Below are 1,322 nucleotides of genomic sequence, written 5' to 3'. Positions count from 1 at the left end.
CCGCCTGACAGTGAGGATGTAGGTGGGGTCACCCGGTCTGGTCTGACTCACCGCCTGACCGACGATGCTGTCCTGCTGTGCGATTCGTCGATCGGTTCCGGGTGACCCCGTCCTGCACGTCACTGGCAGGGGCGTCGTGACCTGATAGGAGCCTGTGCAAGAGGCCCCGTCACTGTCCTGTCCGCCCGTCCCGGCGAGTGCGTGCCGACCCTGTCGGTGCAAGCGAAAGGGACGACGGTACCCAGGATGACAGCCAAGAAGCGCCAGGTCACGGGTGGGGTTGATACCCACGGCAAGACTCACCACGCCGCAGCGGTCGACCAGGCGGGTCGGGTGCTCGGTGACCAGCAGTTCCCGGCCACCGCAGCCGGATATCAGCAGCTGCTGCTCTGGCTGCGCGCCTTCGGCCGGGTGGTCAAGGTAGGGGTGGAGGGCACCGGCGCCTATGGCGCCGGCCTGGCGCGGCACCTGAGCGCGTCGGGCATCACCGTCGTCGAGATCGACCGTCCTGACCGCAAGACTCGCCGGAGTAAGGGCAAGTCCGACCCGATCGATGCCCTCGCCGCCGCCCGCACGGCCCTGTCGGGGCAGGCCACTGGTATCCCGAAGACCCGCACCGGCCCGGTCGAGGCGATCCGTGTCCTGCGGGTAGCACGCCGCGGCGCGGTCAAGGCTCGCACCGCAGCCCTCAACCAGCTCCACGGCCTGATCACCTCCGCGCCCGACGCACTACGGGAGGATCTGGCCGGCCTCACCGGAGCCGCGCTCGTCCAACGATGCGTCGACCTACGTGCCGATGAGTCCGCACTCACCGACCCGGTCCATGCCACGAACGCCGCCCTCGCCTCGATCGCCGCTCGGATCACCGCGCTCAACGCCGAGATCGCCCACGCCGATCGACGACTGCGCCCCGCCGTCGCCCGCACCGCACCGGCCCTGAGCCGTCTGTTCGGCGCAGGACCGGAAGTCGCAGGGCAACTGCTGACCACCGCCGGCGACAACCCCGACCGGCTCCGCTCCGAAGCAGCCCTGGCCCACCTCTGCGGCGCCGCCCCGATACCCGCCAGCAGCGGACGCATCGACCGCCACCGCCTCAACCGCGGCGGCGACAGAGCCGCGAACAACGCCTTGCACACCATCGTGCTCAGCCGGATGCGCCACGACCTGCGCACCCGCGCCTACGTCGAGAAACGCACCAAACAGGGCCTCGGCAAGAAAGAGATCATGCGATGCCTCAAGCGATACGTCGTCCGCGAGGTCCACACCGCCCTCCTTGCCGACTTCGCCGCTCTCCACACCCCTTGACAACCATAGGAGCATCG

The 1,322-nt window shown here is 69.4% G+C and carries 1 protein-coding gene; it reads left to right on the top strand.

The annotated features are described in order from the left end of the window. The first annotated feature begins 246 nt into the window (after positions 1 to 246). Positions 247 to 1,305 carry an IS110 family transposase gene (locus ACWENR_RS30775; protein WP_452280442.1) on the top strand — a complete coding sequence of 353 codons (1,059 nt, stop codon included), beginning with the start codon at positions 247 to 249 and terminating at the stop codon, positions 1,303 to 1,305. Positions 1,306 to 1,322 lie beyond the last annotated feature (17 nt).

It is taken from the genome of Micromonospora sp. NPDC004336 (assembly GCF_053602615.1).
The sequence above is the reverse complement of the archived record's forward strand: the minus strand, read 5'-3'. Positions and strand labels throughout refer to the sequence as shown.